Origin of the sequence: Xanthomonas axonopodis (genome assembly GCF_001304695.1) — a bacterium.
Taxonomy (GTDB): domain Bacteria; phylum Pseudomonadota; class Gammaproteobacteria; order Xanthomonadales; family Xanthomonadaceae; genus Xanthomonas; species Xanthomonas axonopodis.
The window spans coordinates 1-26,958 of record NZ_JFAQ01000010.1 but is presented as its reverse complement, the minus strand read 5'-3'; the positions used below and the strand labels follow the sequence as shown (position 1 = coordinate 26,958).

The window sequence follows — 26,958 nt, the reverse complement described above, 5'->3', positions numbered from 1 at the left end:
AGGCATGCGTGTCACACCGCGCAGCCGTCAGGCCCGCATGCGTCGGGCCCGCCGACGGGCGTCGATTCGGCCGCCAACTGCAGCAGCGCCTGCGCAAAACTTTCCGGCGGCTGCGCGCCCTGGATCAGCGCGCGGCCGTCGATCACGAAACTGGGCACCGCACGGATGCCCAACGCGGCGGCCTGCGCTAGCTGCGCTTGTACCTCGACAGTGGCTTCGTCCGATTCCAGCATCGCCTGCACTCGCGCCGCCGAAAGGCCGCCGACCTCGCCGGCACGCACCAGCGTGTCGGTCGCGCCCACGTTTTGGCCTTCGGCAAAATGCGCATGGAACAGCGCTTCCATGACCGCGTCCACATCGCCCTCGTGGCTGGCCAGCCAGATCAAACGATGCGCACGCAGCGTGCTAACCTGCACCTGCCCACGGCCGAAATCCAACGGCAAGCCTTCCGCCTGCGCAGTGGCCTGGGTCTGCGCCAGGATCTGCTCGACCCGTGCCGTGCCGCCGAACTTCGAGGCCAGAGCTTCGCGCAACGGCATCGGCTCCAGGCCGGCATCCGGATCAAGCTGGAACGCGTGGTAATGAATATACAAGGCCGGCACCTGCGGACCAAGCGCCGCAAGGGCGGCCTGGAAACGGCGTTTGCCGATCCAGCACCAGGGGCACACAACGTCGGACCAGATGTCGATGCGCATGAGCTAGGATTCGTTCGTGGGGATTTGGGATGGGCCAAGCATAGACGGGTTGATGCAATCGCGAAGTGTTTGCCAATGCCGGGACTGGGGAGCGGGATCAAGCGCTGCAAAGCGGCCCGTTGCCGCGCACTGATCTGTTCTTACGAATCACCAATCCCAACTCCCGCCTCCGGCCTCCCAGGCACCGAGCTGCGTGCCTGCCTTTGTGACTCACGCCTCTCCCGCCCCACTGATTGAACGGATGCGAGGCCAGCGCCAGGTTGTAATAGCGCACGTCGTCGGTGACTTCGGTCCCGACCCATTCCGGCGTGGCGAATGCTTCGTCGGGACGTTCGAGTTCGATCTCGGCGACGATCAGACCGGCGTTGTCGCCTAGGAATTCATCCACTTCCCAGACATGTCCCTGGTAGGTGACCAGATGACGGCGTTTGTCGATCAGGCCGCCGACGCACAGCGCCAGTAATGCGCGTGCATCAAGCAAGTGGAATCGGATATTCGAATTCCTGCCGCGTATGCCCTACCTGCAGCGATTTCAGGTTGAGGAATGCGCTTTCGCCCTGAATCCGCACCCGCACCGAGGCATGTTGCGCGCCACTGCGCAGCGCCGCCTGATCATTGATATAGCCCTGCGCCATCGGAATCACCGCATGCGCGGCGTCGCGCCAGCCATCGCCGGTGACCAGGAATTTGCGTTCGATTTCTATAGGCATGGGACTGGGGATTCGGGAGTGGGGATTCGTTGAAGCAGGAGCCAATGCCAGTGACGTCAAATCTTATCAATCCACGGATTACACTCGAATCCGGACTCAGCAGCGAGCGACGTGCGCGAGGCGGCAATTCTTGCCAGAGCGTAAGGTGTTCGCTTTTGCCAATCCCCAATGCCCAATCCCCAATCACCGCCTCTCAAACACCGCAATGCTTTCCACGTGCGCGGTGTGCGGGAACATGTCCATCGCGCCCGCCGAGACCAACGTGAAGCCCTGCTCGTTGACCAGATAGCCGGCGTCGCGCGCCAGCGAGCCCGGGTGGCAGCTCACGTAGACGATGCGCTCGAACGTTTTCAACGGCAGCTGCTGCAGCACTCCCAGGGCGCCAGAGCGCGGCGGGTCCAGCAGCAGCTTGTCGAAGCCCTGGCGCATCCAGGGTGCGCTGCGCTGATCCTGGGCCAGGTCGGCGGCGTAGAACTGCGCATTGTCCAGCCCATTGCGCTTGGCGTTCTCTTTCGCCCGCGCCACAAGTCCGGCGTCGCCTTCCACACCCACGACCTCGCGCACCACGCGCGCCATCGGCAGGGTGAAGTTGCCCAGGCCGCAGAACAGGTCCAGCACGCGGTCGTCGGGCTTGGCTTCCAGCAGCGCGACTGCATGGGCGATCATCTTCTGGTTGAGCGACGCATTGACCTGGATGAAGTCCAGCGGCCGAAACGCCAGTTCCACATCCCATTGCGGCAAGCGGAACGATAGCGGCACGTCCTGCGGCCACAGCGGATGCACGCTGTCCACCCCGCCGGGCTGCAGGAAAATCGCAAAGCCGTGCTCCTGGGCAAAGGCGATCCAGGCCTGGCGGTCGCGCTTGCTGAGCGGCTGCATATGCCTGATGGTCAAGGCCACCGCATCGTCGCCGGCGATGAATTCGATCTGCGGAATGTCACGCTTGCCATCCATGCCTTCGATCAGCGCGGCAAGCAAGGGAATCTTCTCGCCGATCTGCGGAATCACCGTGTAGCAGACGGACAGATCGGCCACGAACCGCGGGTCGAGTTCACGAAAGCCGACCAAGGTCTTGTCCTTCTTCTCCACGCGACGCACCGAGAACCTGCCCTTGCGCCGATACCCCCAGTTGTCGCCAGTCAGCGCAGGCAGCACGGCTTGCGGAGTGACGTGACCGATACGTTCCAGGTTGTCCATCAGCACGCGCTGTTTGGCCACGATCTGCTGCGACTCCTCCAGATGCTGCAACACGCAGCCTGCGCAGAGGCCAAAGTGCGGGCAGCGCGGGGTGACCCGCTGCGGCGATGCCTCCAGCACCTCCACGGTCTTGGCCTCGTCGAAATGCCGGCTACGGGCGGTGGGTTCGGCGCGCACCAACTCGCCCGGCAAGGCGCCGCTGATGAAGGTGACCTTGCCGCCCTCGCCGTCGCGGCGGGCGACCCCGCGGCCGTCATGGCTCAGGTCGGTGACCGCGGTCTGGAAGGGGGTACGGTCGAGACGGTTTCTGGTTCTGGCCACGTGGCGACAAGCTGCGGGCAAAAAGGGTGCGTATTGTCGCAGATGCGACCGACGGAGGCCGCGCCGGTCAGCGCAACAATTGTCGCGCCCCACAAACACAGGCATGCTTCCGCTGCGCGCGACAAATCAGAACGCGGCATCGCTGACAAGGAGGCAGCATGAACATGGCCACACGCCAGGAACCCCACCCATGCCTACTGCTGGTGGAAGACGACCCGATCAGCCGCGGCTTCTTACAGGCTGTGCTTGAAAGTCTTCCGGCTATGGTCGACTGTGCAGACTCCCTGTCTTCTGCACTCGACCGCGCGCGCGAACGTCGCCACGACCTCTGGCTGATCGACGTCAACCTTCCCGATGGCACCGGTAGCGGCCTGCTGCGTGCATTGCGCCTGCTGCACCCGGACGTGCCGGCACTGGCGCACACCGCCGACGCGACCATGTCGATGCAGCACAGCTTGCAGTCCGACGGGTTCCTGGAAATGCTGGTCAAGCCGCTGACTTCCGAACGCCTGCTGCAGGCAGTGCGGCGCGACCTGGCACGCGGTCGCTACAGCGTGGCCCCGGTGGGCGTGCTGGACATCGCCGCCAGCGACTGGGACGAGACCGCTGCGCTGAGTGCGCTCAACGGCCAGCAGCATCATCTCAATGCCCTGCGCGAGCTGTTCCTGGCCGAGCTGCCGGGCACCCGGGATGCGGTGGATTCGGCCTTGCAGATCAGCGACGAACAGGCATTACGCAGCCATCTTCATCGATTGCAGGCCAGCTGTGGCTTCGTCGGCGCGGCGCGGCTTGCCGGCGCAGTGCGCTTGCTGCGCGGCGATCCGCACTCGCGGACCGCACGCACCCAATTCCATGCGGCGGTGGCCGCGTTGCTGCATTGAGCGACGCAATCGCAGCCCTCCTTGCCAGACGAGGTGTGCCAGACGCTGGCGTCGGTGCGCTGCCGGCTCGCCACCGCGGTCGATGCAGCGTCGTTTTGCTGATCGAGGCTGCGTATTGCAGGTCGGACCGGCTCCAATTGCTGGCAATTGACTGCCTGGACGATGTTCAGGCTCGACGCAGGGCGCACAGATTTCCCGCTCGCCCGGTTCCACGCGGAATAAGGAGTGTATCGCTCGTGGTCGGGTGCATGCCGAAGGGCCTTTCGGAATTGACGGGCACAGGTGCTGCCTGTCGGTTCCGAGCACCCGCTTCGCTCAACTCGCTGCTGCATGGTGGCATCGCCCGGACGTTCGCCCAGCACAATCGCGCACGCGCCTGCAGCACTCCGCAATCAACGACGGCGCACGAGGTCCTCGAGCATTTCCCAGGATTTCAGGCCCCGCCCGCCCAGCTGATGTAGCAGCACGCTGCGCATGCTGCGCCGCAGGCCGGGCATGTCGTCCACGTCCGGCATTACGTCTTCGCACAGCGCCAGCAGCGCCGCACCAGTGACGGTTTCGCGGCGATCCTGGGCTAGCCGTTCGCTGAACACACGCAGGGCGCCCTCCTGCGGATCCAGCCAGTACCGCGCTGCCGGGTCGATCGGTTGCCCGTCGCTGTCGTGCTGCAGATCGAAGGCGAACCCCAGCCCGTCCAGCACGTCCCGCTCGAACCGGCGCAGCCCCCACGCCAACGGCAGATCGGACGCAAGGTAGGCACGTGCCTGCGCATAACAGGCATAAAGCTCAGGTACTGGATCGTTCCGCGGGGCCAGCCGGAGCAGCAATTCGCTGATGTAGAAACCGGCCAGCATGGCGTCGCCGACCAGCCGCGGCGCGGTATCCAGTGCTTCGGCTTGGCGCAGCTGGGCCAGCTCGCCGCGTTGCACGGCACTGAACTGGATCAGCTGCAATGGCTGCAAGGCCGCGCGCAGCGGCTGCTTGCGCGGACCCTGCACGCCGCGCGCCAGCAGTCCCACCCGCCCGTGTTGCTCGGTCAGCACTTCCACCAACAGGCTGGTCTCGCGCCAGGCCCGTACGTGCAGCACAAAGCCGCGCGCATGCTCGATCAGCACGGGAGGCAAAGCCGAGATTGGTGACCCTGGAACGGGGACCCGGGAAAAGCGCCGGATCGGCCGTCGACCCGCAGCGCGGCGCGGCGATCAGGGGCCCAGCCAATGCCGTCAGCGCACCACGCGAATCTGAAAAATGCGAAAAAACGTCGTCCCGGCAGCATGCCGACCAACTGCCTGACCCAGCTTTTCCCGCGTCCCCGGTCCCGGGTCCGGGGTCCCGGCCCTCCCGGCCTCATTCGTACCCGAACGCCTTCAGCGCAGCCTCGTCGTCCGACCAGCCTTCGCGCACGCGCACCCAGGTTTCCAGGAACACCTTGGCGCCAAACAGGCGCTCCATCTGCAGACGCGCCTTGCCGCCAATTTCTTTCAAACGGGTGCCGCCATTGCCGATCACGATCGCCTTCTGGCCTTCGCGTTCGACCCAGATCACCGCACCGATGCGCAGCAGCGCGCCATCTTCGGCGAAGCGCTCGATCTCAACGGTGGTGGCGTACGGCAGCTCTTCGCCGAGCTGACGCATCAGCTGCTCACGCACCAGTTCGCCGGACAAAAAGCGCTGGCTGCGGTCGGTGATCTCGTCCTCGCCGAACATCGCCTCGGCTTCGGGCACCAGCTTGAGCAGGTCGCCGACCAACGCGTCCAGGCCCTTGCGCTTGAGCGCTGACACCGGATGCACGGCGGCGAAGGTGCGCCCGTCGCTGACCTGGGCCAGGAACGGGAACAGCGCAGTCTTGTCCTTGAGCCGGTCGACCTTGTTGACCACCAGCACCACCGGTACGCCGGCGTCGCTGAGCACGCGGAACGCCAGCGTGTCTTCCTCGTCCCAGCGGCCGGCTTCGATCACCAATACCGCCGCGTCCACGCCTTCAAGCGAGCCGCGCGCAGCGCGATTCATCACCCGGTTCATCGCGCGCTTCTGCTCGCGGTGCAGGCCCGGGGTGTCGACCAGCACCAGTTGCCCTTCCGGGAAGGTGGCGATGCCCAGCAACCGATGGCGCGTGGTCTGCGGCCGGTTGGAGACGATGCTGACCTTCGCGCCGACCAGGGCGTTGGTCAGGGTAGACTTGCCGACGTTGGGCCGGCCGATCACGGCAACGCTACCGCTGCGGTGTGGGGAAGAGGTTTCGCTCACGTGTTTGAATCCAGTTGTGCGATGACGAGAGTCGCCGCCTGTTGCTCTGCGAGGCGACGCGAGGTGCCCTGGCCCTCGGCGCGGGCGACGGGCTGCTCCAGAATGCAGGCGACGCAGAACTGCTTGGCATGCTCGTCGCCGCTCTCGCTGATCAGCGCGTAAGTGGGCAGCGGCAGTTGCCGCGCTTGCAGCCATTCCTGCAGCCGGGTCTTGGAATCCTTTTCTGCCTTGCCCACCGGCAATGCCGCCAACGACGCTTCGAACCACGGCAGCACCACTGCACGGCAACGCTCGAAACCGCAGTCCAGATAAATGGCCGCGACGATCGCTTCGACCGCATCGGCCAGGATCGAATCACGCCGATGACCACCGGACTTCAATTCGCCTGGACCAAGCGTAAGCCGCTCGCCCAGATTGAGGGTACGTCCGATCACTGCCAGCGCACCTTCGCGCACGAGCTCGGCACGTGCACGGGTCAATGCGCCTTCATCGGCCTTGGGCCACCGTTGATACAGCGCCTCGGCGATCAGCAGGTTGACGATGCCGTCGCCGAGAAATTCCAGTCGCTCGTTATGCGGCGTCCCGGCGCTGCGATGCCGCAGCGCCTGGGCGAGCAGAGCCGGATCGGCAAATGCGTGCCCGATCGGATCACCGCGTTGGAAGGTTCTATTCGACACCGCGCTTCGTCAAATCCTGTGCCATATCGAACTTGCCGACCACATCCAGATTGCCAACCAGCTCGCGACGGACTTCGTAGTTGACCTTCATGCGCCAGCCGCCTTCGATCCGCTCGAACTTGACGTTCTCACGCTTCACGCTTTCGGACGCATTGATATCGAGCCGCTTGAAGAACATTTCCTGCAATTTGGACGGATCCATGTCGGCACTGCCAGCTTCATTGGCAAGGCCCTTCATCGACGTACGCACTGCGTAATATTCCTGATACATCGGGAACAGCTTCATCCCGATGTACAGAGCGAACCCCACCACCGCCAGCACCACCACGAACGACGTCAACGTCATACCGCTTTGCTTGCGCTTCATTGTGCTTCCCCTGGCACGCCGTGCGTGCATTTACTGGATTCCAGTCCCGATCCGCGATGGATCGAAACTCCCCTTGCAGAACCACCCTTCGCAATTGAGCCAGATCAGGAACGCCTTGCCGCGCAGATTGGCTTCCGGCAGAAAGTGCGTTTGGGTCCAGAACCGGCTGTCCTCGCTGTTGTCGCGATTATCCCCCATCACGAAATAGCTGTTCGCCGGCACGGTCCAGTCGCCCTGGCCGGCCGGCATGTTGCGGTCCAGCCATTCCAGCACGGTATGCGTGCGGCCTGGGAGGTCCTCGACCAGCAGCGTGGTGCCGGTCATCTCAGCGCCCTTGCCCTTGCCGATGTACTCAACCTTGACCGTGTAATGCATCGGCTTGTCGTTGATGTACAGCGTATCGCCGTGGAAGCCGATCTTGTCGCCCGGCAGGCCCACCACGCGCTTGATCCAGTTCTGGTCCGGCGCGTGCGGTGGCTTGAACACCACCACGTCGCCACGCTTGGGCTCGCCGGTGGGAATGAACTTGGTATTGGTGATCGGCAGGCGGAGGCCGTAGGCGAACTTGTTGACCAGGATGAAATCGCCGATCAGCAGGTTGGGCATCATCGAACTGGACGGAATCTTGTACGGCTCGGCCACGAAGCTGCGCAGGATCAGCACCACCGCCAGCACCGGAAAAAAGGCGCGCGAGTAATCGATGATCGCCGGCTCGCTGTCCAGCAACCCGGCCCGCGCCGCACGGCGCTTGGCCAGAAACAGCTTGTCCAGCAGCCAGATGAAGCCACTGCCTAGCGTCAGGACAACCAGGATGATTTCAAACCATTTCATTGATGTTCCTTCGGAACGGGATTCGGGATTGGAGATTGGGGATTCGCAACAGCAGGAAGGCGGACGAGTCGTTGCCAATCCCGAATGACGAATCCCGAATCCCTGCTACTTATCCATCTGCAGGACAGCCAGGAAGGCCTCCTGTGGAATCTCCACGCGGCCGACCTGCTTCATGCGTTTCTTGCCTTCTTTCTGCTTCTCCAGCAGCTTTTTCTTGCGCGAAACGTCGCCACCATAGCACTTGGCCAGCACGTTCTTGCGCATCGCCTTGACCGTGGAGCGCGAGATGATCTGCGAGCCGATCGCAGCCTGAATCGCCACGTCGAACATCTGCCGGGGGATCAGGTCTTTCATCTTTTCGCACAACTCGCGGCCGCGCCGGTCGGCATGGCTGCGGTGCACGATCAGCGACAACGCATCGACCTTGTCGCCGTTGATCAGCACGTCCACACGCACGAACGGGCCGGCATCGAAACGCACGAAGTGGTAATCCAACGACGCGTAACCACGGCTGACCGACTTGAGCTTGTCGAAGAAATCCAGCACCACCTCGGCCATCGGCAGCTCGTAGCTGATCTGTACTTGGCTGCCCAGGTAATTGATGCCGATCTGGGTGCCGCGCTTTTCCTCGCACAGCTTGATGATGTTGCCGATGTACTCCTCAGGCGTGAGGACATTGGCGCGAATGATGGGCTCGCGGATTTCCTGCACCAGGTTCAACTGCGGCAACTTGGCCGGGTTGTCCATGTTGACGACCGTGCCATCGGTCTTGAGCACTTCATACACCACGGTGGGCGCGGTGCTGATCAGGTCCAGGTCGTACTCGCGCTCCAGGCGCTCCTGCACGATTTCCATGTGCAGCATGCCTAAAAAGCCGCAGCGGAAACCAAAGCCCATCGCTTCGGAGCTTTCCGGCTCGAAGCGCAGCGCGGCATCGTTCAGGCGCAGCTTGTCGAGCGCTTCGCGCAGATCCGGGTAGTCCTCGGCATCGACCGGGAACAAGCCGGCGAACACGCGCGGCTGCATTTCCTGGAAGCCGGGCAAGGCATGCGGTGCAGGATCGCCGGCCAGGGTCAGGGTGTCGCCGACCGGTGCGCCGTGCACGTCCTTGATGGAGGCATTAATCCAGCCCACTTCGCCGGCGCCGAGCGCTGGCAGTTCCTTACGCTTGGGGGTGAACACGCCAACCTTGTCCACCAGATGGGTGCGCCCGGTAGACATCACCAGGATCTTGCTACCGGACTTGATCTCGCCCTGCATCACGCGCACCAGCGAGACCACGCCCAGGTAGTTGTCGAACCAGGAATCGATGATCAGCGCCTGCAGCTTTTCTGTGTCGCGCGGCTTGGGTGGCGGGATGCGATGCACGATCGCTTCCAGCACCAGATCGATGTTCAGGCCGGTCTTGGCGCTCACCGCCACCGCGTCTTCGGCATCGATGCCGATCACCGCTTCGATCTCGGCCTTGGCGCGGTCGACATCGGCGGTGGGCAGGTCGATCTTGTTGAGCACCGGCACCACTTCCAGCCCCTGCTCCACCGCGGTGTAACAGTTGGCCACCGACTGCGCTTCCACGCCCTGCGCCGCATCGACCACCAGCAGGGCACCTTCGCACGCAGCCAGCGAGCGGCTGACTTCATAGGAGAAGTCGACGTGCCCGGGGGTGTCGATGAAGTTCAGGTGGTAGGTCTGCCCGTCCTTTGCCGTGTACGGCAGGGACACCGACTGCGCCTTGATGGTGATGCCGCGTTCGCGCTCGATCGGATTGGAGTCGAGCACCTGGGCTTCCATCTCGCGCGCCTGCAGGCCGCCGCATAGCTGGATGATGCGGTCGGCCAGGGTGGATTTACCGTGGTCGACGTGGGCAATGATGGAGAAATTGCGGATGTTCCGCATTGAATCAGAGGACATTAAGGTGGGCGCCGGCGGTGCCGTCGTCAGGATAACGCAGCATTATCGCACGCTTTGGAGCCGGGATTTGGGAGTGGGGATTGGCGATTCGAAAAGGCGGAACAAGCGCAGGCACCCGCGAACAGGAGCCTGCTTTTGCCAATCCCGAATCACCAATGACGAATCCCCGCCTCCGTCAGCCGCCGGCCTTCAAGGCCACGTAGCTGGTCGCCTTGCCGTCAGTGACCAGCAGCATGATCACATCACCCTTCTTGTAGCTGGATAGGGCGCGGTTGAGTTCGGCGACGCTGCCGACCTTGGTCCGGCCCACGCGGGCGATGATCAGGCCCGGCGACAGCGGGGGCTGGGTGCTGCGTGCCGCCGCGCCGGTGACCGCGGCAATGCGCACGCCCTCGCCCGCTTCCAGACCCAGGCGGCTGCGCTCGGCGGCGCTGAGATCGGCGACCTGCAGGCCGAGCAATTCCACGCTGGCCGGGGCGCCGGGCTTGGCCTCATCGGCGGCGGTGCGCGGCGCGGCGTTCTCACCGCCGTCCTGCAGTGGTGCGAGTGTGACCGTCACCTTGCGCGGCTTGCCATCGCGCAAGACATCCAGAGTGACCTTGGTTCCAGGCGCCATCAAGCCAATCATTGGCGGCAGATCGCTGTAGGCCTGGATATCCTTACCATTGATGCTGCGGATCACATCACCCACTTCGACACCGGCCTTGCCAGCCGGGCTACCGGCGGGAATATCGTTGACCCGCGCGCCGCGCGTATCCGGCAAGCCCAGGCCCTGCGCCTTCAACGAATCGATCGGGCCGACCGCCACGCCCAGCATGCCGCGATTTACGTGACCAGTGGCCTTGATCTGCTCGGCCGCACTGAAGGCCAGGTCGATCGGGATCGCGAAACTGATGCCCATGTAGCCGCCGGACGCGGAGAAGATCTGCGAATTGATGCCGACCACCTCGCCACGCGTATTGAGCAGCGGGCCACCGGAGTTGCCCTGGTTGATCGCCACGTCGGTCTGGATGAAGGGCACATAGCGCTGGTCGGCATACGGATTGCTGCGGCCGGTGGCACTGACGATGCCGGCGGTGACGGAGTGATCCAGGCCGAACGGCGAGCCGATCGCCACCACCCACTGCCCCGGCTTGAGCGTGTTGGAGTCGCCCAGGCGCACGGTCGGCAGGCCCTTGGCATCGATCTTCAGCAGCGCCACATCGTATTGCTCGTCGCTCCCCACCACCTTGGCCTTGAATTCGCGCCGGTCGGTCAGCTTGACGGTCACCTCGCTGGCGCCATCGACCACGTGGTGGTTGGTCAGGACGTAGCCGTCAGCCGAGATGATGAAGCCCGAACCCATCGACTTGCCGGCGATGCCGCCGTCGTCATCGCCGTCGTCATCGCCGCCGCCAGGCCCCTGCCGCGGACCGCCCGGCATCTGAAAATCGGGCCCGAAGAAGCGGCGGAAGAATTCCGGCATCTGATCGTCATCGGGCATCGCACCGCCACCACGGCCACCCGGGCCGCTGCGCTGCTGACGCGCCATGACGTCCTTGCGGGTGATGGTGGTTTCGATATTGACCACACCCGGGCCGACCTGCTCGACCAGATTGGTGAAGTCCGGCAGCCCCACCACCAGCTGCGGCGCTGGCGTGGTACTGCGGTTGGCGGCAATCGGGGCGACGTCCTTGGCAGCGGGTGCGGGCTGCTGCGCGCAGGCGGCCAGCGGCAGGGTCATGGCGATCAGGCCGAACATCTGGGTGCGGATGCGATGGTTCATCAGGTTGCCTCCGATGGCAGGGCGACAGGGCCAGAACCCGCGTGGCAACACGGGCCCGGCACGATAACGGAAGGGAGATTGCCGAACGGGCGAAGGCCGGCGACAGGGTCAGTCCTGCGGGGCCTGCGCCGGTGCCGGCCGGTTCGGCGCCGGGCTGGTCACTGCCTGTGGCGCGGGTTCGAACGGATAGAACGCCGTGCCGGGTCGGCTCTGGCGGAAACTGGCATTGAGCGAGCTTTCACCAGCCCCGGACAAGGCCGCGCGCGGCCACGGACGTGCCTGCAGCGTGGTATCCGGATGCGTGAACGGGTTGGACGGTGTCGCCGCAACCGCAGATGCGGTGCCCGTGGGTGCCGGTGCTGCCGCAGCGACCATGCGGGTCGGCGCCTGTTGCTGACGCGCAGCCGCGTTGCGTGCGACTTGCTGATTGCGGGTTGCCGCGCCGCGGCGAGTAGAGGCCAGCGCGGCGGCAGGCACGGCTGCAACAAGCGCGGCCACCTCGTCCGGCGTCCCCGGAGCCGGTGCAGCCGGCACCTTCGGTGCCACAGGCACCTTCGGTGCCACAGGTACCTGCGGGGTCTGCGAGGCAGGCGGAAGCTGCGCAGCGGTGACATAGACGGGGGTTTGAGCACCGGGCGCGGCGGTGTCGGGCAGGCGCTCGCGTGCCAGGAACAAGGCAATCGCCGCGACCGAGGCGGCAATCGCTGCGCCGCCGCCCCAGCGCCAACGTGCGCCCGGGCGGGCCACAGGCTGGGCTTGCGGTGCCGGCTCGGCGGCAATGGCACTGCGCACACGCGCCGCGAAATCCAGCGGGGCCGGCGCACTGGCCGCACCGCGCAGCACGTCGCCGCACAGCTGCCAACGCTCGTGGCAGCCGGCCAATTCTTCATCGTGGGCCAGACGGCGCAGCAGGAAGCGCGACTCGTCGGCGCTCAACTCGCCGTCGACCAGTGCAGACAGCTGCTGGCGATAGTGAAGCTCGAACTTGTCGGTGGTGGACATGGCAGGGTTCTGGTTCATACACGGTGTCGCTCACGGGTAGCGCTTTCGGTCTCCAGCAGAGGCCGCAGCTCGATGTCGATGGCCTCGCGTGCCCGGAAGATGCGCGAGCGCACCGTTCCGATCGGGCAATCCATCTTTCGCGCGATTTCGTCGTAGCTCAGCCCCTCCACCTCGCGCAGGGTGATGGCCGACCGAAGTTCTTCCGGCAGTGCTTGGACCGCGCGCATCACCGTTTGTTCCAGCTCCTGTCGCATCAATTCGCGCTCCGGGGTGTCGGTGTCGCGCAATCGGGTCGCTCCATCGAATTGTTCGGCATCGCTGATCTCGATGTCGTCGGTGGGCGGGCGGCGGTTGTGCGCAACCAGATGGTTCTTGGCAGTGTTGACGGCAATGCGGTGCAGCCAGGTATAGAACTGGGCGTCGCCACGGAAACTGTTGATGGCGCGATACGCGCGCACAAACGTGTCCTGGGCAACATCCTGGCATTCGCTCCAGTCGGCGATGTAGCGCCCGATCAAGGCGACGATCCGATGCTGGTACTTGCGCACCAGCACATCGAACGCCGCACTTTCGCCGCGCTGCACACGCCGGACCAGTTCCAGGTCCAGCTCCTGAGGTGTATCGACTTCGGCCATGTCGGGCCGCACTCCTGTCAGCCCACCGAAGTCGGGCAATGAGACCGCCATTGAAAGGAAAAGTTCATACCGATCCGTACGACCGTCACGCATCAGGGTAGCGGCAGCGACGCACCGCAGGCGACGCCGCGCGCAACGCGCGGATCTCTCCTGTCGACAGGTATGGGTATTTGACGTGAAGGAAACAACCTCTGGATGATAACGACCTTTCCTTCTATTGCCGGACGGCCAGACGCATGCTTCCAGGTTTCGACGGGCTCCGATTCAGCCATTGGCAGGCCGATCTGCGCGAGGACGGCGTGGTGGTGCTCAGCCTCGATCGGCAGGGCGCACCGGTCAACGCATTTTCGCAGGAGGTGCTGCTGGAGCTGGGCGCCGTGGTCGAGCGGCTGGCACTGGATCCGCCAAAAGGTGTGGTGCTGCGCTCGGGCAAGCCCAACGGCTTCATCGCCGGTGCCGATCTGAAGGAATTCCAGGAATTCGACCGCAGGGGCACGGTCAACGATGCGATCCATCGCGGGCAGCAGGTCTTTCAGAAGCTGGCCGAACTGCCCTGCCCGACCGTCGCGGCGATTCATGGCTTCTGCCTGGGGGGCGGCACCGAAATTGCGCTGGCCTGCCGCTACCGTGTGGCTTCTGACGATGGCAGCACCCGCATCGGCCTGCCGGAAACCAAGCTCGGCATCTTCCCCGGCTGGGGCGGCAGCGCCCGCTTGCCGCGCCTGATTGGTGCGCCGGCGGCGATGGATCTGATGCTCACCGGCCGCACGGTGTCGGCCAAGGCCGCGCGCGCGCTGGGTCTGGTCGACAAGGTGGCCGCTCCCGCCGTGCTGGTGGATGTGGCAGCCAGCCTGGCGCTCGCTGGCACCACGCGTGCGTTCAAGCAACGCGCCACTGCGTGGGCCACCAACACTTTGCTGGCACGCAAAATACTGGCGCCGCAGATGCGCAAGCAGGTGGCGCGCAAGGCGCGCAAGGAGCATTACCCGGCGCCCTATGCCTTGATCAACGTCTGGGAGCGAACGGGCGGGAGCGGCATCCAGGCCCGCCTGGCAGCCGAGCGGAAGGCGCTGGTCAAACTCGCCAGCACACCGACCGCACGCAACCTGATTCGCATCTTTTTCCTGACCGAGCGTCTGAAAGCGCTGGGCGGCAAGGACGCAGCCGGCGCGGCAGCAGCCCCGATCCGCCATGTGCATGTGATCGGCGCCGGCGTCATGGGCGGCGATATCGCGGCCTGGACGGCGTACAAGGGCTTCGAGGTCACCTTGCAGGACCGCGAGCAGCGTTTTATCGATACAGCGCTGACACGCGGTGGTGAGCTGTTCGCCAAGCGCGTCAAGGACGATGCCAAGCGGCCGGCAGTGGCGGCGCGTCTGCGCGGCGACCTGGCCGGCGCGGGCGTGACGCAGGCTGATCTGGTGATCGAGGCGATCATCGAAAACCCGCAGGCAAAGCGCGACCTGTATCAATCGATCGAGCCGCAACTCAAGCCGGATGCATTGCTGACGACCAATACCTCGTCGATTCCGCTGACCGAATTGCGTGGCCACATCCAGCGCTCGGCGCAATTCGCCGGCCTGCACTACTTCAACCCGGTGGCGATGATGCCGCTGGTGGAAATCGTGCAGCACGATGACCTGGATCCGGCCAACGTCGCGCGCCTGGCTGCGTTCTGCAAGGCCTTGGACAAGTTCCCGGTGCCGGTGGCCGGCACGCCGGGGTTCCTGGTCAACCGGGTGCTGTTCCCCTACCTGCTCGAGGCGGCCACGGCGTATGCCGAAGGCATTCCTGGCCCGGTGCTGGACAAGACCGCGGTGAAGTTCGGCATGCCGATGGGGCCGATCGAATTGATCGACACCGTGGGCCTGGATGTGGCGGCCGGTGTGGCCGCCGAGTTGGCGCCATTCCTGCGTTTGCCTATCCCGGCGGCACTGGCCACCGTGGAAGCCGGCAAGCGCGGCAAGAAGGACGGCCAGGGCCTGTACAAATGGGAGAACGGGCGCGCCGTCAAACCCGAGGTTGCCAGCGGTTACACCGCACCGGCGGATCTGGAAGATCGCTTGATCCTGCCGCTGCTCAACGAAGCGGTCGCATGCCTGCACGACGGCGTGGTGGCCGACGCAGACCTGCTGGACGCCGGCGTCATCTTCGGCACAGGGTTTGCGCCTTTCCGCGGCGGCCCGATCCAGTACATCCGCAGCGTCGGCGCAGACGCACTACTGGAACGCCTGCAGGCCTTGCATGCACGCCACGGCGAACGCTTCGCGCCGCGCCCGGGTTGGGATTGGCCGTTGTTGCGGGAAGCTGTGGCCTGAGGCCAGCAGTTATCATCGACAGCGTTTGATTTGCAAGAAGGCTGCCGTTGGCAGCCTTCTTTTTTGGTCAGCGGGGCATCTTGCAGATGTGGGCACCTATTCCTTCGCGGTCGACATCGATGTAGGTACGCCGCGCCTGGACAGAACCGTTCCTGTTGATTGTGCAGGTCGAAACGCGCTAATTGGACGACCTGCCAACCTGCTACTACCAGAGGTCAATGATGGGAATGCCCATGCGCATGACTGTGCCCATGGTGCGCGTCTTGGCCAGTGTCTGCAGCCGGCTTTGGTGTGCCGCAAGGTTCAGTACCGCAGTCGCCTCTTTCCACCTGCAAGGTGACGTGGGCGATATCGAAGCGCTCATGCAACAGGGCGCCGAGCGCATCACGCAGGCGGTCGCGGTCGGTGGCCTCGTTGACCACGATGTGCGCGGTGAGCGCCGGCGTGCTGGAGGCCAGTGCCCAGACATGCAGGTCGTGCACGTCTTCGACGCCTGGATGGCTGGTCAGTGCCTGCTGCACCCGGGCTAGATCGATGCCCTTGGGGACGCCTTCGAGCAACACGTTGATCGCCTCGCGCAGCAGCACCCAGGTGCGCGGCAAGACCCACAGGCCGATCAGCACGGCCAGTACCGGGTCGATCCATTGCCAGCCGGTCCAGCGGATCAGCAGGGCGCCGATGATCACTGCCACCGAGCCGAGCATGTCGCTCCAGACTTCCAGATAGGCGCCCTTGACGTTGAGGCTTTCGCCGCTGCCGGCGTGCAGCAGCTTCATCGCGACCAGGTTGATCACCAGGCCGAAACCTGCGATCAGCAGCATGCCGCTGTACGCGATGTCCTGCGGAGCGCGAAAGCGCTGCGCGGCTTCCCATAGGATGTAGCCGCCCACTGCGAACAGCAGCGCGCCATTGGCCAATGCGCCGAGCGCTTCGAGTCGCACATAGCCATAGGTGCGACGCGCGTCGGCCGGGCGACGGCTCAGACGCACCGCGACCAGCGCGATCATCAGGCCGACGGTATCGGTGGCCATATGCGCAGCGTCGGACAGCAGCGCCAGGCTGTTGGTCACGAATGCGCCGATGATCTCTGCCAGCAGAAAGGTGGCGGTCAACCCCAGTGCCCACCACAAGGGTGCTTCGTGACGGATTTCGCTGGGTGCGTGGTTGTGGTCGTGTCCCATGGATGTCGTGGCCTGCTGCAATGCGCGCACCTTAGACGCACGCGATGGCGGAGACTATTACACTTGTGCGTAATGACATCACATCACGCGCGCCGTGCGGCAGGCGGCACAAAGCGCAGTGGTTGCGCTACCGCGAGGCGAGAGGACCGCAGTCATGGTCTGGAAGCATGTCACCACCGCACCGCCCCCCCCCCTTCCAACAATCCGCGGCGCGAGCCAGGTGGCTCGTTAGACCTTGGCGACCAGCTTGACCACGCTGGAAAAATCCAGCGCTCCGTTGCCGGCCTGGCTGTTCATTGCATACAGGTTGCGCGCCAGCTCACCGAGCGGAATCGAGACGCCGGCCTGCACCGCCGACTCGGCAACCAGGCCCAGATCCTTGAGCATCAGGTCGTTGCCGAAGCCGCCGCTATACCCACGCGAAGCCGGCGCATTGGGCAGCACGCCGGGCCACGGGTTGCACACCTCGGTGGCCCAGCTGCGCCCGGTGCTGACTGCCATCATCTGCGACAACACCGCAGGGTCCAGGCCCTGCGCGACGCCAAGCGCCAGCGCTTCGCCGGTGGCGGCCATGATCACGCCCAAGGCCATGTTGTTGCACAGCTTGGCGACCTGCCCTGCCCCGTTGTCGCCGACGTGGAAGATGTTCTTGCCCATGGCCTGCAACACCGGGCGCGCGCGTTCCAGCGCATCGGCAGCGCCGCCGACAATGAAGGTCAGACTGCCGGCTGCGGCACCGGCGGTGCCACCGGAGACCGGGGCATCCAACACCGTCAGGCCACGCGCCTTGGCCGCCTCGGCCACCTTGCGCGCAGATAGCGGTGCGATGGTGCTGCAGTCGATGACCAGGGCACCATCCGGGATCTGCGCCAGGATGCCGGATTCGCCCAGGTACACACCTTCGACGTGGCGGCTTGCAGGTAGCATCGAGATCACGACCTCGGCATCGGCCAGCGTGTCCTGCGCGGAGCTGGCAGCATGCGCCCCGGCCGCTGCGGCAGCATCCAGGGCAGCCGGTGCGAGATCGAACACCCGCAGCTGATGCCCGGCCTTGATCAGATTGGCAGCCATTGGCCCGCCCATATTGCCCAGGCCGATAAACGCGATCTTGCTCATGGTGTCGGTTTCCAAAAGAGGACCATTTTCAATAGATAGCCGGGGTCATCACGGATTGCTGGTGCGCACGGAGCCAACGCCAGTTTTGAGTTGCGACGACACAGGTAAGACATGGCAACCGCGACGCAAATCCGGCGTGAGCCAAACGTCCTTCGCAAGTTGCCAACCACTCAACGCACAACCGGCTCGCCCGCCCCCAGATCGGCAAGCGGGTGGTCCGCGGCCAGCCAGGGCGCAACAAAGAAGCCAGCGGCCCACTGCGCATCGGCTGCTTCCAGCGATGCAGGCTGCCAACCCGGTTGACGATCTTTGTCGATCAACAGCGCGCGGATGCCTTCGGCAAAATCGCCATGTGCCGCCACATGCAATGCGACCACGTATTCGGTACGGAAGGTGTCGGCAAGCGTTGTGGTGCCCGGATGGCGATGCAGCTCCCAGGCCAGGCGTGCCGAGCCCGGCGCACCGGCGGCCAAGGTGGCACTTGCGGCCTGCAGCCAGCTGTCTTCGCCTTGCAGCGCCAGGATCGTAGCGACAATGTGTTCCAACGACTCGCCGGCCACCAACTGTTCGATCAGCTGTGCATGGACGTGTAGCGGGCCCGGCTCGGTCGGTTGCGCAATGCCATGCAGGAATGCACCGAGCTGGGCGCGGTCGTTATCGGCATTGCCCGTCCATGCGTGCGCGCTCAGCGCATCCAGCACCGCTGCGTACTGCGCATGCTCCAGGCGCACATCTGCCAGCCCCGCGTAAATGGCATCGCTGGCATCCAGCGGCGCGCCAGTCAGCGCCAGAAACAGGCCAGCGCCCTGTGGCACGCGACGTAACAACCAGCTGCCACCCACATCGGGAAACAGGCCCACGCTGATTTCCGGCATGGCCAGGCGCGAGCGTTCGGTGACCACACGATGACTGGCGCCGGACATCAAGCCGATGCCACCGCCCATCACGATGCCGTGGCCCCAGCACAACAGCGGCTTGGGATACGTATGGATGCGGTAATCGAGCCGGTATTCCTCCTCGAAAAATGCGGCCGCATGCGCGTTGGCCTGCGGCGCTGCACGTCGCGCTGCATTGTCGGGCACTGCATCGCGATGCGCGCGCATGCTCTGGTACAGGCCATGCAGATCGCCACCAGCACAGAACGCTTTGTCGCCGGCGCCACGCAACACCACGCACGCGATCTGCGCATCGTCGGCCCAGGCGCGCAGCTGCATCTCCAGTAGCCGCGTCATCTGCAGCGACAGGCCATTGAGCGTCTTGGGCGCATTCAAGGTGGCGATGCCGATGCGATGCCCATCGGCGCACACACGCTGCTCGAACAGCACCGGTGCCTCGTCGATTGCGCTGACCTGCACCATCAGCGGTTGCTCCACTGCGGCGCACGCTTTTCCAGGAATGCGGCCACACCCTCGGCTTGGTCGGCGTGCTCGAACAGATCCAGGAAGGCTTCGCGTTCAGCAATCAATGCCGCTGCATGGGTGCCATGGCGGGTGGACTGCACCAGCTGCTTGCACGCCGCCACACTGACCGGGCTCTGTTTACCGGCCCGCTGCGCCCAGGCAACCGCCGGCGCGCGCGACTCGCCCTTGCCCACCACTTCTTCCACCAAGCCGATGCGCTGCGCGGTTGCCGCATCGACACGCTCGCCCAGCAGGATCATACGCTTGGCCCAGCCCTCGCCGACCAGGCGCGGCAGGTTCTGGGTGCCGCCGGCACACGGCAGCAGGCCGACGCTGGCCTCGGGTAATGCGAACTGTGCGTGTTGCTCGGCGATGCGCAGATCGCAGGCCAATGCGCACTCAAGCCCTCCCCCCATCGCATAGCCGTTGATTGCGGCGATCGACACGCCGCGGAACGCACTCAAGGCTTCGAAGGCTTCGCCAAACCGGCGTGCGGCCTCGCGTGCGTTGGCCTTGTCGCCGTCGGCGAACTGCGTGAGGTCGGCACCGGCGCTGAAGAATTTTTCGCCTTCACCGGTGATCACCAGCGCACAGATGCTGCGGTCGGCATCCAACGCACGTACCAAATCGCGCAGGGCCGCCAGGCTATGCACGGTCCAGGTGTTGGCCGGTGGGTTGCTCAAGGTCACGATGGCCACGTGCCCGTCGCGCTCGACCTGCAGACCGGTGTGGAGGCGTCCTTCCCAATCGCTCATCGCAATTCCTCCTCGCCATTGAGCAGATGACGCGCCACGATCATGCGCATCACCTCGTTGGTACCTTCCAGAATGCGGTGCACGCGGCTGTCGCGCAGCAAACGCTCGATCGGGTATTGGCGGATATAGCCGTAGCCGCCATGGATCTGCAAGGCATCGTCGCAGATGGCAAAGCCGGCATCGGTGGCGAAGCGCTTGGCCATCGCACACCACACGGTGGCATCGTGGTTGCCGGCATCGAGCTTGCGCGCGGCGGTGTGCACCATCTGCCGCGCGGCCACCAGCTGCGTGGCCATGTCGGCCAGCTTGAACTGCAGCGCCTGGAAATCGGCCAGTTTCTTGCCGAACTGGCGACGCTCGCCCATGTAGCGACGCGCGGCATCCAGCGCGCCTTGCGCGGCGCCCAACGAACAAGCGGCGATATTGATGCGGCCACCATCCAGCGCCTTCATCGCCATCTTGAAGCCTTCGCCTTCCTTGCCCAGCAGGTTGCCGGCCGGAATACGCACGTTTTCGAAGCTCACACCGCGGGTAGGCTGGCTGTTCCAGCCCATCTTTTCTTCCTTGCGACCGTAGCTGATGCCCGGCGCATCGGCCGGCACCACGAAGGCGCTGATGCCACGTGCACCGTCTTCGCCGGTACGTGCCATCACTACCAGCACGTCGGTTGCGCCGGCGCCGGAAATGAAGGCCTTGCTGCCGTTGAGCACATAGCTGTCGCCGTCGCGCTGCGCACGTGATTTCAGCGATGCCGCGTCCGAGCCGCTGCCCGGTTCGGTCAGGCAATACGAACCCAGCTTGGCGCCGCTGGTCATCGCCTCACCCCACTGCGCGCGCACCGCCTCGGTGCCATAGCTGGCGATCAACCAGGTGGCCATATTGTGGATGCTGATAAACGCCGACGTGGACGGATCCACCGTGGCGAGTTCTTCGAACACCACGGCCGCATCGAGCCGACGCATGCCAAGGCCGCCAACGCCTTCATCGGTGTAAAGACCGCAAAAGCCGAGCTCGGCGGCCTTGGCGATGGCCTCGCGCGGGAAATGGCCTTCTGCGTCCCACTGCGCTGCATGCGGGGCGAGTTCCTTGTCGGCGAAATCGCGGGCGACGGCACGGAAGGCCTCCTGCTCCTCGTTCAGATCGGCCGCGTTCGGGTGTAGCTGGATGGCTGCATTCATGGTGATCGGGTCACTTGAGAGAGATGGTGGTATTGACGCCATGGCCCAGCGTCTGATCGTCGAACCAGCGCGCGGTCACGGTCTTGGTCTGAGTGTAGAACATCACCACCTGCTTGCCGTACGGGCCCAGGTCGCCGAGCTTGGAAGCGCGCGAGCCGGTAAAGGAGAACAGCGGTACCGGCACCGGAATCGGCACGTTGATGCCGACCTGACCCACATCGATGTCTTCCTGGAAACGCCGCGCAGCCGCACCGGATGGGTGAACAACGCCGTACCATTGCCGTTGGGGTTGGCATTGACCAAGGCGATGGCCTCGTCCAGCGTGGCGGCTTCCAGGATCACCAGTACCGGCCCGAAGATCTCTTCGTCGTAGATCCGCATGCCGGGTTTGACGCCGGAAAAGATGGTCGGGCCAACGAAGTTGCCTTGCTCGAAACCCGGCACCTGCGGTGCGCGCCCGTCCAGTTCCAGGGTGGCGCCCTGCTCCACGCCCGAGGCGATCAAGCCTTCCACCCGCTCACGCGCGGCGCAGGAAATCAGCGGGCCGACCTCGGTGCCCAGCGCGTTGCCGGCGCCGATTTTCAGGCTCTTGGCCTTGGCCACCAGCTCCGGAATCCACGTGCGCGCTTCACCCACCAGTACCAGGGTGGAAGCGGCCATGCAGCGCTGCCCGGCGGCGCCGAATGCAGCGCCGACCATCGCATTGAGCGTCTGCTCGCGATTGGCGTCGGGCAACACCACGGCATGATTCTTGGCACCCATCATGCATTGCACGCGTTTGCCGGCGAGCGAGGCACGCCGATACACGTGCGTGCCCACCTTGGTGGAACCGACAAACGACAACGCCTTGATGTCGGGGTGATCGCACAGCGCATTGACCACTTCCTCGCCACCGTGCACAACGTTGAGCACCCCCTTGGGAATGCCGGCTTCCAGCGCAAGCTCCACCAACCGCATGGCCACCATCGGGTCTTGCTCGGAGGGCTTGAGCACGAAGGTGTTGCCGGTGGCGATCGCCATCGGGAACATCCACAGCGGAATCATCGCCGGGAAGTTGAATGGGGTGATGCCCGCGCACACACCCAACGGCTGCAGCAGGCTGTAGGTGTCCACGCCATTGGCCACGTTGTTGGCGAGCTCGCCAAGTTGCAGATTGCCGATCGCCGCGGCGTGCTCCACCACCTCCAGACCACGAAACACATCGCCTTCGGCATCGGCCAGGGTCTTGCCCTGCTCGGCGCTCAGCAGTGCAGCCAGTGCGGGCATGTTTTCGCGGATCAGCTGCTGGTATTTGAGAAAAATACGTGCTCGCGTGCCAATCGGCGTCTTGCGCCAGCTGACAAACGCGCGGCTGGCCGCCGCCACTGCAGCATCCACTTCGGCGGTGGTGGCGAACGGCACCTGGGCCAGCACCGATTGGTCGGCCGGGTTGACCACATCCTGCCACTGCGTGCTGGCGGACACCACCAACTCGCCATCGATCAACAGGGAGACGCGGGGGACGGATTCGCTCATTGCAGGGCTCGCTCGTTAAGAAGGACATCGGGCCGTTGCAGGCCATTGCTTCGCATTGTTTGCATCGGCGCCTTGCATTCCCAGCCCGCGATTGCTTAATCGCGCTAAGCTGGCAACACAATTTTGCGAATCTTGCGAATGCCTCAACCGCACGCTCAACTCCGCCACCAGCTCGGGCTGCGCCTGCAGCGGCTGCGCCAGCGCCATGGCCTGACCCAGGCCGAACTGGCGCGCCGGCTTGAACTGTCGCCGAGCTATCTCAACCAGATCGAGCGCAACCAGCGCCCGCTCACCCTGGCCATCCAACAGCGGCTCAAGACCGCGCTGGGCGACCTGGACGGCCTGCTGGACCTGGACGACCCGGCCGCACTGGTCGAACCGCTGGACGAATCGCTGCGCAGCCTGGGCCACACGCTGTTGCCGGCCGAGCTGCGTGCACTCACCGGCAACTTGCCGCAGGTGGCCCAGGCGCTACTGGACCTGCACCGCGCCCATCAGCAGCTGCTCGAACGCAACGCCGCGCTGGAACTGCAGATCGGGGTCGAGCACGCGGCGATCCCATCGCTGTCGCCCGGCGAGCAGGTGCGCGACTACTTCAACCGCGCGCACAACTATCTGCCCGACCTGGACGAGCGCGCCGAAGCGCTTTACGCCGAGCTTGGATTGACCCCGCAAAATCTGCCGCTGCGGCTGCGCCAACGGCTGGCCGATCGTCATGGCCTGCTGGTGCAGGACGCACCCGACCTGCACAGCGACAAACGCAGCATGGATGCGCAGGCGCGCGTGCTGTGGCTGCCGGCGCACTTGCGGCCAGGGCAGCAGGCATTCCAGATGGCCGCGCAACTGGCGTTGCTGGAATGCGCGCCGCTGCTGGACGCGCGCATTGCCGATGCCGGTTTCGAGGACGCCGAGCGCATCGCACTCTTGCGCATCGGTCTGTCGAACTATTTCGCCGGCGCGTTGGTGATGCCGTACAGCGCGTTCCTGCACAGCGCGCAAACCTCGCGCTACGACATCGAATGGCTGGCCGACCGCTTCGACGTGGGCTTCGAAGCGGTGTGTCACCGGCTCAGCACCTTGCAGCGGCGCGGGGCAGCCGGCTTGCCGATCTTCTTCATGCGGGTGGACCGCGCCGGCAATGTGTCCAAGCGCCATTCGGCCACCGACTTCCATTTTTCGCACGTCGGCGGCGCCTGCCCGCTGTGGATCGTGTATGAGGCGTTCAATCAGCCCGACCGCATCCTCACCCAGATCGCGCGCATGCCCGACGGCCGGCGCTATTTCTGGCTGGCTCGCCAGGTCAGCAGTGGCCCGCACGGGTATGGCCGCCCGCGCAAGACGTTTGCCCTGGCAATGGGCTGCGACCTGCGCCACGCCGATCAATTGGTGTATGCGCGCGGCTGGGATCTGAACGCGGTGGACGATGCGGTACCGATCGGCCCGGGCTGCCTGACCTGCGAGCGCAACGACTGCGTGCAGCGCGCCTTCCCTGCGCTGCCACGCCTGCCGGCACGCACGCGTTAGCGGGCTGGTGAGAATTGGATCTGGTCGTCGGGCTTGGCCGTGCGTCGCCCCGCGATCGCAACGACGGACACGCTGCCCTGGGCTGATTGCATTGGCCAATCTGGCGCTCTTCCGGCGTAGACAAGCCACACATCATCGGGCAATCGCATCAGCCCAAATCAGGCCCAATCCCACAGCCCTCTTGCCGCATCACTGCCCGCACTTCCAGGGCGAGGAGGCAGTCGCGAGTGCCGCAGCGCAGCATTCCAAGCCGAGATAGCTGCAGCAAAATGCTTCATTGGAATGGAATGGCTTGCGCTTCTACCCTGAAGCGGACACATGCAAGACAAGGGGAGGCCAGCGCGATGCAGCGCGCTTCCGGCGCCACGCAAACGAACGACCCACACTGATCACGCAGCACAGCACCACCGGCCACACCCGCGCGGACGCGCCAGACCCGCGCCACGCGGCTGGCCGCACCAGCAGCTACCACCGTATTCGGTCACTTTGTCCTGGGAGGGATCAACCGATGCCTGTTCACCATACCGGCCACCCGGCCAGCCGGCGCCTGCGCCGCACGCCAGTTCGCGCCATCCTGTGCACCACCATCGCTTGCGTCCTGGCGACCGCGTTCGGCGCGCACGCACAGGACAGCGCTCCCGCCGCCCCGCCCGCAGGCGACGCCAGCCCTGCTGCCGGCAACGGGCAAACGCCGGTGACGCTCGACAACATCACCGTGATTGGCCAGCGCGCCAGCCTGAATCAGGCCGTGCAGGCCAAGCAGATGTCCGATCACGTCGTGGAAGTGATCTCTGCCGACAACATGGGCCAGATGCCCAACGTCACCGTGGCCTAGGCACTGGTGCGGCTGCCCGGCGTCAACGGCACCCGCGACCGTGGTAACGAGAGCCTGGCCACCGTGCGCGGCCTGGGCCCGCGCATGACCATAGGCACCGTCAACGGGCGCGAAATCGCCTCCTCCGAGCCCAACCGCGCATTGCGCTGGGAGGTGTTCCCCACCGAGATCGTCTCCACCGTCAAGGTCTACAAGACCCAATCGGCGGATCTGGTCGCCGGCGGTCTTGCCGCCACCGTGGACATCTCCACCATCAGCCCGCTCGATTACACCGGGCCGGGATTCGTCGGCACCGCCGGCCCGGTGTTCTACGACCACGCCAAGGATGTGGACGGCTACAGCCCGTGGGGCAGCCGCTTCGGCGCAAGCTGGGTGCACAAACTCAACGACAACCTGGCGGTGGCGTTTGGCGCCACCTACCAGAAGCAGAAGAACGCCAGCTCGTCGATCGGCAGCTGGGGCTATACCGACGCCACCAACTCGCGCGATGTGGATGGCGACGGCAGCGTGGACCCGACTCCCTGGGGCGCGGCCGACCAGCTCAAGCTGATCGACCAGACCCGCACCGGCGCAATGGGCACCGTGCAATGGCGCTCGGGCAATTTCGAATTGAAATTCGACGGGCTGTATTCGCGCATCGAAATCGACGAAGACCAGTTGCAGAACTGGTTCAACGGGCTAGCCTTCAGCACCTTCTCTGGCAGCACCAATCCATACACCACGCCGGGCTCGTCCTACACCATCGTCGATGGCGATGTGGTGGCCGGCACGCTGGCCAATTCCAACCTGCAGGTCGACCATGTGGTCAGCCACTACAACGAGGTCAAGACACTCACCGCCGGCGGCTTGAACGCCAAGTGGAGCGGCGATGTGTGGACCCTGGGCAGCGACCTGTCGTTCTCGCAGGCCAAGCGCGATAACACCTGGCAGGCGGTGCGTTTCGGCAGCAATCCGGACACCATCTCGTTCGATTTCCGCCGCAGCGTCACCCCCACCATCAGCACCAGCTCGGACACGCCCGAATACGGCATTGCCGGGCAGACCGAGCCGCAGGCACTGCGCGACAAGATCGCTGCGCTGGCACTCAACGCCAGCCGCTCGGTGGATGCCGGCCCGTTCACCTCGCTGGAATTGAGCGCACGCGCCGCACGTCGCGAAAAACAGAACCGACGCTTCCTCAGCAACCAGTCTGGCTACGATCAGCCGATCTCGGCGTACCAGGACCTGATCTACCCGGTCACCCAAGAACGCCGAGCCCACCGCCGCGGTCATTGACGCACAATCCACACGGGGTTCTCCGCAAGGCGGCGAAAGTGGCTATGACGCCGGCAAGAAGATCAAGGGGCGCAAGCGCCATCTGGTGGTCGATACGCTCGGACTGCTGCTTGCCGTGAGCATCACCGCCGCCAGCGTGCAGGACCGCGAGGGTGCTCATCCGGTGGTGGAAAGGGCGATGGAGAAATATCCAGGCATCCAGGCCTTGTACGCGGACAGTGGCTATGCGGGGCAGTGCGCGCAGACAGTCTCGCAATGCCATGACATTCGGGTGCAGATCGTGCGCCATCCGGGCAACAAGAACGTGGGGCGCTGGATTGGCCCAGAGCAACCGGACCTGTTCACGGTGAAGGCCAACGCCCAAGGATTCGTGGTGCTGGCCAAACGCTGGGTCGTCGAGCGCACGCATGCCTGGAATGACCGTGGGTAATCCCCCCGCTTTTAGCGTTCGCCAAAAGTGGAGCTACGCGGCCATCGCCAATTTCATTGCTGGGGTGATGCCGCCGAGCGCCATGTTGGGGCGTTCATGGTTGTACGTCCATAGCCAGCGCGTGGCTTTGTCCTGAACCTGCTCGATGGTGTCGAACAACGTTGTTGCCAACCACGCGTAGCGGACGGTGCG

Annotated in this window: 20 protein-coding genes and 4 pseudogenes; 5 read left to right on the top strand and 19 right to left on the bottom strand. The window is 64.9% G+C overall.

Going from position 1 to position 26,958, the window contains the following annotated elements; genetic code table 11:
* Positions 1-11: 11 nt before the first annotated feature.
* The 3 genes and pseudogenes from XAXN_RS00850 to rlmD all read right to left on the bottom strand — a co-directional run bounded on the left by XAXN_RS00850 (position 12) and on the right by rlmD (position 2,923).
* Positions 12-695, bottom strand: coding sequence for a DsbA family oxidoreductase (locus XAXN_RS00850; RefSeq protein ID WP_054318143.1), 684 nt, complete (start codon positions 693-695; stop codon positions 12-14).
* Positions 696-921: 226 nt separating this feature from the next.
* A pseudogene (locus XAXN_RS00845) lies at positions 922-1,405 on the bottom strand (CYTH domain-containing protein); the annotation flags it as partial.
* A 183-nt stretch (positions 1,406-1,588) separates the two neighbouring features.
* Positions 1,589-2,923: a 23S rRNA (uracil(1939)-C(5))-methyltransferase RlmD gene (gene rlmD / locus XAXN_RS00840; RefSeq protein WP_054318142.1), complete on the bottom strand. Its 1,335-nt coding sequence runs from the start codon at positions 2,921-2,923 to the stop codon at positions 1,589-1,591.
* 158 nt (positions 2,924-3,081) lie between these two features.
* Here rlmD and XAXN_RS00835 point away from each other — a divergent pair, with 158 nt between their 5' ends.
* Complete coding sequence (locus tag XAXN_RS00835) at positions 3,082-3,804, top strand: response regulator (RefSeq protein ID WP_054318141.1); 723 nt, start codon at positions 3,082-3,084, stop codon at positions 3,802-3,804.
* Positions 3,805-4,196: 392 nt separating this feature from the next.
* On the opposite strand, the gene recO is transcribed toward XAXN_RS00835, so the two are convergent.
* The 9 genes from recO to rpoE form a co-directional block, all read right to left on the bottom strand.
* The gene (recO, locus tag XAXN_RS00830) at positions 4,197-4,919 is read right to left on the bottom strand and encodes a DNA repair protein RecO (RefSeq protein ID WP_054318140.1); all 723 of its coding nucleotides are present in this window, start codon (positions 4,917-4,919) and stop codon (positions 4,197-4,199) included.
* Between the two features lie 232 nt (positions 4,920-5,151).
* Positions 5,152-6,051 carry a GTPase Era gene (era, locus tag XAXN_RS00825; protein WP_054318139.1) on the bottom strand — a complete coding sequence of 300 codons (900 nt, stop codon included), beginning with the start codon at positions 6,049-6,051 and terminating at the stop codon, positions 5,152-5,154.
* The gene (gene rnc, locus XAXN_RS00820; protein ID WP_054318138.1) at positions 6,048-6,728 is read right to left on the bottom strand and encodes a ribonuclease III; all 681 of its coding nucleotides are present in this window, start codon (positions 6,726-6,728) and stop codon (positions 6,048-6,050) included. The genes era and rnc overlap by 4 nt, the downstream gene beginning before the upstream one ends.
* Positions 6,718-7,125 carry a DUF4845 domain-containing protein gene (locus tag XAXN_RS00815; protein WP_134980271.1) on the bottom strand — a complete coding sequence of 136 codons (408 nt, stop codon included), beginning with the start codon at positions 7,123-7,125 and terminating at the stop codon, positions 6,718-6,720. The genes rnc and XAXN_RS00815 overlap by 11 nt, the downstream gene beginning before the upstream one ends.
* The gene (lepB, locus tag XAXN_RS00810) at positions 7,126-7,926 is read right to left on the bottom strand and encodes a signal peptidase I (RefSeq protein ID WP_054318136.1); all 801 of its coding nucleotides are present in this window, start codon (positions 7,924-7,926) and stop codon (positions 7,126-7,128) included.
* Between the two features lie 105 nt (positions 7,927-8,031).
* On the bottom strand, positions 8,032-9,822 hold the full coding sequence (gene lepA / locus XAXN_RS00805) for a translation elongation factor 4 (protein WP_054318135.1): 1,791 nt from the start codon (positions 9,820-9,822) through the stop codon (positions 8,032-8,034).
* Between the two features lie 190 nt (positions 9,823-10,012).
* On the bottom strand, positions 10,013-11,602 hold the full coding sequence (locus XAXN_RS00800; RefSeq protein WP_054318134.1) for a DegQ family serine endoprotease: 1,590 nt from the start codon (positions 11,600-11,602) through the stop codon (positions 10,013-10,015).
* Positions 11,603-11,710: 108 nt separating this feature from the next.
* Positions 11,711-12,622 (bottom strand): sigma-E factor negative regulatory protein, encoded by a 912-nt coding sequence (locus tag XAXN_RS00795; protein ID WP_054318133.1) that lies wholly within the window; start codon positions 12,620-12,622, stop codon positions 11,711-11,713.
* Complete coding sequence (gene rpoE / locus XAXN_RS00790; protein WP_039809975.1) at positions 12,619-13,239, bottom strand: RNA polymerase sigma factor RpoE; 621 nt, start codon at positions 13,237-13,239, stop codon at positions 12,619-12,621. The genes XAXN_RS00795 and rpoE overlap by 4 nt, the downstream gene beginning before the upstream one ends.
* Positions 13,240-13,475: 236 nt before the next feature.
* Here rpoE and XAXN_RS00785 point away from each other — a divergent pair, with 236 nt between their 5' ends.
* Positions 13,476-15,557 carry a 3-hydroxyacyl-CoA dehydrogenase NAD-binding domain-containing protein gene (locus XAXN_RS00785; RefSeq protein WP_054318132.1) on the top strand — a complete coding sequence of 694 codons (2,082 nt, stop codon included), beginning with the start codon at positions 13,476-13,478 and terminating at the stop codon, positions 15,555-15,557.
* Between the two features lie 215 nt (positions 15,558-15,772).
* On the opposite strand, the gene XAXN_RS00780 is transcribed toward XAXN_RS00785, so the two are convergent.
* The 6 genes and pseudogenes from XAXN_RS00780 to XAXN_RS00755 all read right to left on the bottom strand — a co-directional run bounded on the left by XAXN_RS00780 (position 15,773) and on the right by XAXN_RS00755 (position 22,702).
* Positions 15,773-16,738, bottom strand: coding sequence for a cation diffusion facilitator family transporter (locus XAXN_RS00780; RefSeq protein ID WP_054318131.1), 966 nt, complete (start codon positions 16,736-16,738; stop codon positions 15,773-15,775).
* Between the two features lie 228 nt (positions 16,739-16,966).
* Positions 16,967-17,869 (bottom strand): 3-hydroxyisobutyrate dehydrogenase, encoded by a 903-nt coding sequence (mmsB, locus tag XAXN_RS00775; RefSeq protein WP_174515503.1) that lies wholly within the window; start codon positions 17,867-17,869, stop codon positions 16,967-16,969.
* Between the two features lie 155 nt (positions 17,870-18,024).
* The gene (locus XAXN_RS00770) at positions 18,025-19,212 is read right to left on the bottom strand and encodes an enoyl-CoA hydratase/isomerase family protein (RefSeq protein ID WP_054318166.1); all 1,188 of its coding nucleotides are present in this window, start codon (positions 19,210-19,212) and stop codon (positions 18,025-18,027) included.
* Entirely contained in the window at positions 19,212-20,009 is a 798-nt protein-coding gene (locus XAXN_RS00765) for an enoyl-CoA hydratase (RefSeq protein WP_054318130.1), read from the bottom strand. The genes XAXN_RS00770 and XAXN_RS00765 overlap by 1 nt, the downstream gene beginning before the upstream one ends.
* Complete coding sequence (locus tag XAXN_RS00760) at positions 20,006-21,187, bottom strand: acyl-CoA dehydrogenase family protein (RefSeq protein ID WP_054318129.1); 1,182 nt, start codon at positions 21,185-21,187, stop codon at positions 20,006-20,008. Before XAXN_RS00760 ends, XAXN_RS00765 begins: the two co-directional genes overlap by 4 nt.
* Positions 21,188-21,197: 10 nt before the next feature.
* Positions 21,198-22,702 (bottom strand): annotated as a pseudogene (locus XAXN_RS00755) (CoA-acylating methylmalonate-semialdehyde dehydrogenase).
* A 138-nt stretch (positions 22,703-22,840) separates the two neighbouring features.
* On the opposite strand from XAXN_RS00755, the gene XAXN_RS00750 reads away from it, so the two are divergent.
* The 3 genes and pseudogenes from XAXN_RS00750 to XAXN_RS00740 all read left to right on the top strand — a co-directional run.
* A complete protein-coding gene (locus XAXN_RS00750) occupies positions 22,841-24,226 on the top strand; it encodes a helix-turn-helix domain-containing protein (protein WP_054318128.1) in 1,386 nt (461 codons plus the stop codon).
* A 508-nt stretch (positions 24,227-24,734) separates the two neighbouring features.
* Positions 24,735-26,303: pseudogene (locus XAXN_RS00745) on the top strand (TonB-dependent receptor); the annotation flags it as partial.
* A pseudogene (locus XAXN_RS00740) lies at positions 26,296-26,760 on the top strand (transposase); the annotation flags it as partial. The pseudogenes XAXN_RS00745 and XAXN_RS00740, both read left to right, overlap by 8 nt.
* Positions 26,761-26,799: 39 nt before the next feature.
* Here the strand turns inward: XAXN_RS00740 and XAXN_RS00735 are convergent.
* A partial coding sequence (locus XAXN_RS00735; protein WP_167694731.1) for an integrase core domain-containing protein occupies positions 26,800-26,958 on the bottom strand: 159 nt, incomplete at its 5' end.

Excerpts from the sequence above, each read along its gene's own strand:
- XAXN_RS00850 (WP_054318143.1), bottom strand. The coding sequence starts at position 695 with ATGCGCATCGACATCTGGTCCGACGTTGTGTGCCCCTGGTGCTGGATC.
- XAXN_RS00835 (WP_054318141.1), top strand. The coding sequence starts at position 3,082 with ATGAACATGGCCACACGCCAGGAACCCCACCCATGCCTACTGCTGGTG.
- XAXN_RS00815 (WP_134980271.1), bottom strand. The coding sequence starts at position 7,125 with ATGCACGCACGGCGTGCCAGGGGAAGCACAATGAAGCGCAAGCAAAGC.
- lepB (WP_054318136.1), bottom strand. The coding sequence starts at position 7,926 with ATGAAATGGTTTGAAATCATCCTGGTTGTCCTGACGCTAGGCAGTGGC.
- lepA (WP_054318135.1), bottom strand. The coding sequence starts at position 9,822 with ATGCGGAACATCCGCAATTTCTCCATCATTGCCCACGTCGACCACGGT.
- XAXN_RS00800 (WP_054318134.1), bottom strand. The coding sequence starts at position 11,602 with ATGAACCATCGCATCCGCACCCAGATGTTCGGCCTGATCGCCATGACC.
- XAXN_RS00795 (WP_054318133.1), bottom strand. The coding sequence starts at position 12,622 with ATGAACCAGAACCCTGCCATGTCCACCACCGACAAGTTCGAGCTTCAC.
- rpoE (WP_039809975.1), bottom strand. The coding sequence starts at position 13,239 with ATGGCCGAAGTCGATACACCTCAGGAGCTGGACCTGGAACTGGTCCGG.
- XAXN_RS00785 (WP_054318132.1), top strand. The coding sequence starts at position 13,476 with ATGCTTCCAGGTTTCGACGGGCTCCGATTCAGCCATTGGCAGGCCGAT.
- XAXN_RS00780 (WP_054318131.1), bottom strand. The coding sequence starts at position 16,738 with ATGGGACACGACCACAACCACGCACCCAGCGAAATCCGTCACGAAGCA.
- XAXN_RS00770 (WP_054318166.1), bottom strand. The coding sequence starts at position 19,212 with ATGGTGCAGGTCAGCGCAATCGACGAGGCACCGGTGCTGTTCGAGCAG.
- XAXN_RS00765 (WP_054318130.1), bottom strand. The coding sequence starts at position 20,009 with ATGAGCGATTGGGAAGGACGCCTCCACACCGGTCTGCAGGTCGAGCGC.
- XAXN_RS00760 (WP_054318129.1), bottom strand. The coding sequence starts at position 21,187 with ATGAATGCAGCCATCCAGCTACACCCGAACGCGGCCGATCTGAACGAG.
- XAXN_RS00750 (WP_054318128.1), top strand. The coding sequence starts at position 22,841 with ATGCCTCAACCGCACGCTCAACTCCGCCACCAGCTCGGGCTGCGCCTG.